Origin of the sequence: Kribbella sp. (genome assembly GCF_035687465.1) — a bacterium.
In the GTDB taxonomy this organism is placed as follows: domain Bacteria; phylum Actinomycetota; class Actinomycetes; order Propionibacteriales; family Kribbellaceae; genus Kribbella.
This window is the reverse complement of record NZ_DASRXP010000376.1, coordinates 1-6,283: the sequence shown is the minus strand read 5'-3', so window position 1 is coordinate 6,283 and position 6,283 is coordinate 1. Positions and strand designations below refer to the sequence as shown.

Here is a 6,283-nt window from a genome sequence, read left to right as displayed (position 1 = left end):
CTCCGTACGGACCTGCTGCCCAGCCTTTCCACCCTGGCCATCGGGTACGCCGTTGCCGTGGTCGCCGGGGTCGGTATCGGCCTGGTGCTCGGACTCCTCCCCAGGATCCTCGATGCGATCGGCCCGGAACTGGAGTTCGTCAGGTCGATGCCGGCGGTCGCGATCTTGCCGGTGGCGGTCATCATGCTCGGCCTCGGCGATCTGATGCGGGTCAGTGTGATCGCCTTCGGTGCGGTCTGGCCGGTGCTGCTCAACACGCTCGCCGCGGTCTCCGGAACTGACCCGGTGCAACGCGATACCGAACGCGCTTTCGGGTTGCCGGTGCTGGTTCGTCTGCGGGTCCGGCTGGGAGCCGCCGTACCGCAGATCCTGGCCGGTGCCAGGACCAGCCTGGCCATCGCGGTCGTTCTGATCGTGGTGAGCGAGATGCAGGGGGCGGACCGGGGGATCGGCAACTTCGTCCTGGCCGCCCAGCGAGCGTTCGCGATCACGGAGATGTGGACGGGCATGGTCGTGCTGGGCGCCTTGGGCTATCTGCTCAATGTCGCGTTCCGTGCGGTCGAGCACGCCCTGCTACGCCACCATCCTCCCGCCCGTGGCGGACGAGCAGTACTGGAGGCACGATGACGACCGCGGTAGTCGACGTCGACGACGTCGGACACGACTATGTCAGCAGGCAAGGCGTTCACCACGTCCTCGGATCGGTGACGATCCGAGCCTTCCCGGGCGAGGTGGTGTGCGTGGTCGGCCCGTCCGGGATCGGCAAGACCACCTTGCTCCGCATCATCGCCGGGCTGCAGCGTCCGTCCCGTGGCACGGTCAGCGTCGCCGGCCGGGTGCTCACCGGCCCGAGCGATGCCGTCGGCCTGGTCTTCCAGGACTACAGCCGATCGCTGTATCCGTGGCTGTCCGTGCTCGACAATGTCGGGCTGCCGCTGCGCGCCCGGCTGTCCCGCGCGGAACGGCTGGAACGGAGCCGCGCTGCCATCCAGGAGGTCGGGCTCGAGGCGGCCGAGGGCAAACGGCCCTGGGAGTTGTCCGGCGGCATGCAGCAGCGGGTGGCGATCGCGCGAGCGCTGGCCTATCAACCCGCGGTCCTGCTGATGGACGAACCGTTCGCGTCGGTCGATGCCCAGACCCGCAGTGATCTCGAAGACCTCACGCTGCGGGTCCGCGACGATCTCCACCAGACGGTCGTCCTGATCACCCATGACGTCGACGAGGCGGTCTACCTCGCCGACCGCATCGTCGTCCTGCACGGCTCACCAGCGCGCGTCATCGAGGAGATCCCGGTCGCACTCGGCCGCCGGGACCAGCTCGAGACCCGCGCTACTCCCGAGTTCGCCCGGATCCGGTCCCAGGTTCACCGGCTGATCCGGCAAGGCAGCAAGGAGATCACATGCGTTTCGTGACGTATTGCCTCGACGGCCGCAGAGGTCTCGGGGTGCGCACCGGCGAAGGCGTCGTTCCGACCGGCTACACCGATCTCCGGGACTATCTCGAAGGAGGCCGACCCGCAGCCGACAAGGTGCGAGCCCTGCTCGCATCGGGTCAGCCGGTGGTGACTCCCGATCGGTTGTTGAGCCCGCTGGCTCAGCGTGCTCAGCTGATCTGTGTCGGAGGCAACTATCAGGACCACATCGACGAGGTCGGTCTGACGCGGCTGAAGGAGCCCGTCTACTTCCCCAAGCTGTGGTCGGCGGTGCTCCCGCCCGGCGAATCCCTCCGGCCGCCTTCCGCGGACACCCTGCTTGACTACGAGGTGGAACTCGCGGTCATCATCGGAAGGACGGCGTACCGGGTGAGAGCGGAGGACGCGCTCGACCACGTCTTCGGGTACACCGTGGTCAACGACATCTCGGCCCGGGACGTGATGAAGCGCGAACCGATGCAGATCATGCTGAGCAAGAGCGCCGACACGTTCCTGCCGGTCGCGGCGGATATCGTCACTGCCGACGAGGTCGAGCTGGACGGGCAGGCGATCACGTGCACGGTGAACGGCGAGCTCCGGCAGGAGTCGACGTTGAGCAGCATGGTCTACACGATCCCTTATCTCCTGGAGTTCCTGACCCGGTCGGTGACCCTCTATCCGGGCGATCTGATCACCACGGGGACGCCTGGCGGGGTCGCGATGAGCCGTCCGCAGCAGGACTACCTGCGGGCCGGTGATGTCGTGACGGCGTCTGTCGCGGGCGTCGGCCAGGTGACCACAACAGTGGCGGCCGCACTGTGACCGCGGGATCGGAGGACGGCATGAGCGAGCGTCCGTATCTCACCGGTGTTCACCATCTCAAGGTCCCGGTCAGCGACCTGGAGGCCAGTCTGCGGTGGTGGGAGCAGGCCTTCGCCGCCGAACGGCAGCCGAAGCTGGACCATGCCGCGCCGGATGACCGCGTGTTCGGCTACATCCTGCTCGTGCCGGGTGTCCAGGAGCCGGTCGAACTGCGCCTCGACCCCGTCGCGGCGAAGTCGGTCGCAGGCTGCGACCCGGTGACGTTCGCCGTGGACACCCTGGCCCAGCTGGGCCGGTTCGAGACCTGGTGCGACCAGAACGGCATCACCCATTCACCCGTACTGCGGGGGCTGGTCGGCTGGTTACTCGTTCTGGTCACGCCGGATGGGTTACACGTCCGGATCCATACTCGCGAGTCGCACGAATGGGATCTCGCCAAAGCAGACCTCCACTCCCCGTGGGTGTCGCCAACTCTCAATCCCATCTCTGACCAGGAGGTCTGATGTCGCGCTTGTCCAAGTTCACTGTGGTGTCAGTGGTGGTGTCCCTGTCGGCCTCGCTGCTATCGGTGCCGATGGCATCGGCGTCGGCGCCGGTGGCCGTCGCCGGTCAGGAGAGCCGGCGTGGAGGACACACCGCCGAGAACAAGGCCCTGGTGACGTCCTTCTACGACCAGTTGTTCAACAACGGCGACCTGTCGGTGATCGACAAATACGTCAGCGCGGCCTACATCCAGCACAATCCCTTCGCGGCCGACGGTCCCGAAGCGTTACGGGCCCTGGTCGCCGGCCAGAAGAAGGCGTTCCCCCAATCACACAACACGATCAAGCGGGTCGTTGCTCAAGGCGACCTTGTCCTGATCCACTCGCACTCCCAGCTCACACCTGGTGCGGCGGGTACCGAGGTGACGGACATCTTCCGGGTCAGCAAGGGAAAGCTCGTCGAACACTGGGACACGCTGCAGCCCGTCCCCACTTCCACTGCCAGCGGCAACGATCTGTTCTCGACGCTCAGTGGCCGGTCCACTCCTGGCTCTGCGGCGCTGACCCTCGTCAGCGAGTGGACGGTGCTGAACTACTTCACCCGGCTGAACAACGACCATGATCTGCGCGCCGTTGACCGCTCTGTGTCGCGATCGCTCTACCAGCACGATCCGCTGCTGACCAACGGGTCCGCCGCGGTGAAGGCCGCCTATGCGAAGGACTTCGCCACGAATCCGTCCTCGATCGTCTCGAAGCCCTTGGTCGTCGCCGAGGGTGATCTGGTCGCCGTTCGCTACCACTACCAGAAGAACGCGGCGGATCTGGGCCAGGCGATCACCGAGATCTTCCGGGTCCAGCACGGCAAGATCGTCGAACACTGGTCCGCGACGCAGAACGTCCCGGCGACGTCGGCGAACGACAACACGATGTTCTGACCGACCTCACCCTCGCGCCTTGACCTCTGCTTAGCTTGGGATTTTAGGTTCGGAGCTCTGCCGGTCGAGGTGAACGGTTCCTGGCCTATCGGCGGGTCGCGGTGATCAGGACGGTGTGGGTGCGAACGGGGTAGTTGCCGTCAGCATCGATCTTGGTCTCGATCAGGTCCCGGGCTGCTGATTCGGCGGCGGGGGAGAGCGGCTCGTCGGTCAGGCTGCCGAGGTAGGCGAGGATCGGTTCCGGTGTCGGTACTTCGAGGTTGGAGGGGTACCGCTCGACGACGACGTCAGTGAAGTACTCGCTCACGAGGTCGGCAGCGGTCTCGGCGACGACGTCGTTGAGGATCAGTCCGCGGAGTAGTTCGGGGCGACCGATCTCGGGTCCGATGGCGCGAAGTTCCTCGAGGTGGTCCCGCCCGTTCACCGCCGCTGCGAAGCGCCCGCCGGGCCGTAGTACGCGAGTGAACTCACGGAGCGCGGCCGCGGGATCGTCGAGGTGGTAGAGCATGTGATTGGCGATCAGGGAGTCGAAACTGCTGTCCGCGAAAGGTAGATCGGCGGCGTCGCACTGCCGGACCTCAGCGCCCGGGACCCGCCGCAACTCCTCACACATGGTTGCCGAGAAGTCGGTCAACGTCAGCCGCAACCCGTCATGCCCGACCTCCGACCACAGTCTGCCGGTGCCGGCCCCGACCTCGAGCACGTCCTCGCGTAGGGGCAGCCGGTCGGCCAACCACGAGAACCAATCCTGTGGGTTGGTCCGGAACTCGTGTATGGCCATCCGCGCGGACAAGTTCGCTGTGGTCGTCGAGTACTGCCCTACCGCGTGCTTCGAAGGCGTTGAGTTCATGGCGCGAGGATATGACTTGGTACGCCGATACGCCGGGCTCATGTGGTTCGCGGGTTCACAGGTGTGGTGGTTTCGCGGAGTCGGTAGGTGGATGTGGTTCGCGTCGCCGGGCTGCGTGATGGTGCTAGTCGCGGTGAGGTGAGTCAAGGGCGCCTTTGGCGTCGCCTTCGGCGATCGAACAAGTTCGACCCTTGACACACCTCACCGCGACCAGGGAAGGATGCAGCTACGCCCGGAGCCGCTGAGAAGTACGGCCACAATTCAGGGATTTCCGTCGAGGGGTGCCGCCCGGGTAATCCGCTGGGGGTGGCAGACGGCATTCCTCGGGCCGACCGGGGCGAATGCGGCCGGCAGGACGAAGGCCCGGACCTCCACCACTCAGCAACCTCCCGCCGGTGCCCCCGCCGGAGCGGCTCCACGCCTGTGCTGGCGCCGGCCGGGAGGTTCCGGTGCCTGGCCGGGAGGTTGCTGAGTGCTGGGCGTCCGGGTCACCCGCTGTCGAACCACCTGACGGAACGCGCACACCACCAGGCGGACCAGCCGGTGAACCGCCCGGTGAACCGCCCGGCCGATAACGGGCTGCTCGACCGATACCGCCCTACAGACCGGCATCGGTCCAACGACCCGGCATCCACCCGGACGCGCCTACCGCCGATAGCGGGTTGTTCGACCGATAGCGCCCAGTAGACCGGTATCGGCCCCACAAGCCGGCAGCCGACCGAACCACGCCACGATCTTCAGCACGGCCCCCCACCCGGACCTACAGAACCCACCGAAACCACCCGGGCGGACGGAATCCCCTGATGCAGCTCATACCTCTGCGCGGGATCCGCGTAGCTGCGTCCTTCCCTGGTTGAGGTGCTGGGTGTCAAGAGTCGAACTTGTTCGAGCCCGAAGGGCCGCGAAGCGCTCTTGATACCCAGCACCTCAACTAGCACACTCCCGCAGCGGAGACCGCGCAACCACACTGCCAACTGCACCGCGCGCAACCACACTGCCAATTGCACCGCGCGCAACCACACTGCCGACGTGCGGGGGTTACGGGAACTTGAGGCGGACTATGACGTTGTCGAGGACGGTGGGGGTGCCGCCGTTCATGTCGTTGTTGGTGGAGGTTAGCCAGAGGGCTCCGTCGGGGGTTTTGGTGATGCTGCGGAGGCGGCCCCAGCGGCCGGAGAACAGGGCCTGGGGAGTGCCTACGCCGTTGCCGGCTGCGTTGATCTGGGTGACCCAGAGTTGGCGGCCGGTGACGCCGGCGATGTAGATCCAGTCGTTCACGATCTCCACGCCGCTCGGTCCTGCCTGGGAGGTCGACCAGGTCCGTTTCGGTGCGATGTAGCCGGCGCAGTCGCCGATTGTGCCTTCACACGCGGGCCAGCCGAAGTTGCCGCCCTTCTGGATCAGGTTCAGTTCGTCCTGGCTGTTCTCGCCGAACTCCGCCGCCCACAGTTGCCCGCGGGAGTCCCAGGCCAGGCCTTGGGGGTTGCGGTGTCCGAGGCTCCAGACGTACCGCGCGTTGCCGCCGGTGCTGAAGAACGGGTTGTCGCTCGGCGGCGTACCGTCCGGGTTCATTCGCAGGATCTTGCCGTTCAGCGAGTTCCGGTCCTGCGCGAAGCCGCTGTTCTTGGCGTCCCCGACCGTCGCGTAGAGCTTGCCGTCCGGACCGAACCGCAGCCGTCCGCCGTTGTGGTACCGGTTCTTCGCCAGCCCGGTGAGCACCGGCTCCGATGTCGTTGCCAGGACGCCGTTCTCGTACTTCATCCGCACGATCCGGTTGTCGTTC

Annotated in this window: 7 protein-coding genes; 5 read left to right on the top strand and 2 right to left on the bottom strand. The window is 66.4% G+C overall.

From position 1 onward, the window contains the following. From VFG33_RS19790 to VFG33_RS19770, 5 genes are all read left to right on the top strand, one after another. Nucleotides 1–627 (top strand): ABC transporter permease (locus VFG33_RS19790; protein WP_325054391.1); only part of this gene is annotated, 627 nt, incomplete at its 5' end. Further along, nucleotides 624–1,412, top strand: a complete 789-nt coding sequence (locus VFG33_RS19785; protein WP_325054390.1) for an ABC transporter ATP-binding protein — start codon at nt 624–626, stop codon at nt 1,410–1,412. The genes VFG33_RS19790 and VFG33_RS19785, both read left to right, overlap by 4 nt. Further along, nucleotides 1,400–2,233 carry a fumarylacetoacetate hydrolase family protein gene (locus VFG33_RS19780; RefSeq protein WP_325054389.1) on the top strand — a complete coding sequence of 278 codons (834 nt, stop codon included), beginning with the start codon at nt 1,400–1,402 and terminating at the stop codon, nt 2,231–2,233. The genes VFG33_RS19785 and VFG33_RS19780 overlap by 13 nt, the downstream gene beginning before the upstream one ends. A gap of 20 nt (nt 2,234–2,253) precedes the next feature. Next, a complete protein-coding gene (locus tag VFG33_RS19775) occupies nt 2,254–2,736 on the top strand; it encodes a VOC family protein (protein WP_325054388.1) in 483 nt (160 codons plus the stop codon). Next, a complete protein-coding gene (locus tag VFG33_RS19770) occupies nt 2,736–3,650 on the top strand; it encodes an ester cyclase (RefSeq protein ID WP_325054387.1) in 915 nt (304 codons plus the stop codon). The genes VFG33_RS19775 and VFG33_RS19770 overlap by 1 nt, the downstream gene beginning before the upstream one ends. 85 nt (nt 3,651–3,735) lie before the next feature. Here the strand turns inward: VFG33_RS19770 and VFG33_RS19765 are convergent, their stop codons facing one another. Together VFG33_RS19765 and VFG33_RS19760 are read right to left on the bottom strand one after the other, a co-directional pair. Beyond that, nucleotides 3,736–4,500 carry a class I SAM-dependent methyltransferase gene (locus VFG33_RS19765; RefSeq protein ID WP_325054386.1) on the bottom strand — a complete coding sequence of 255 codons (765 nt, stop codon included), beginning with the start codon at nt 4,498–4,500 and terminating at the stop codon, nt 3,736–3,738. A gap of 1,038 nt (nt 4,501–5,538) precedes the next feature. Beyond that, the coding region (locus VFG33_RS19760; RefSeq protein WP_325054385.1) for a PQQ-dependent sugar dehydrogenase at nt 5,539–6,283 on the bottom strand (745 nt) is incomplete at its 5' end.

What these genes read in the sequence shown, in the direction of transcription:
- VFG33_RS19770 (WP_325054387.1), top strand. Translation starts at nt 2,736, where the DNA reads ATGTCGCGCTTGTCCAAGTTCACTGTGGTGTCAGTGGTGGTGTCCCTG.
- VFG33_RS19775 (WP_325054388.1), top strand. Translation starts at nt 2,254, where the DNA reads ATGAGCGAGCGTCCGTATCTCACCGGTGTTCACCATCTCAAGGTCCCG.
- VFG33_RS19780 (WP_325054389.1), top strand. Translation starts at nt 1,400, where the DNA reads ATGCGTTTCGTGACGTATTGCCTCGACGGCCGCAGAGGTCTCGGGGTG.
- VFG33_RS19785 (WP_325054390.1), top strand. Translation starts at nt 624, where the DNA reads ATGACGACCGCGGTAGTCGACGTCGACGACGTCGGACACGACTATGTC.
- VFG33_RS19765 (WP_325054386.1), bottom strand. Translation starts at nt 4,500, where the DNA reads ATGAACTCAACGCCTTCGAAGCACGCGGTAGGGCAGTACTCGACGACC.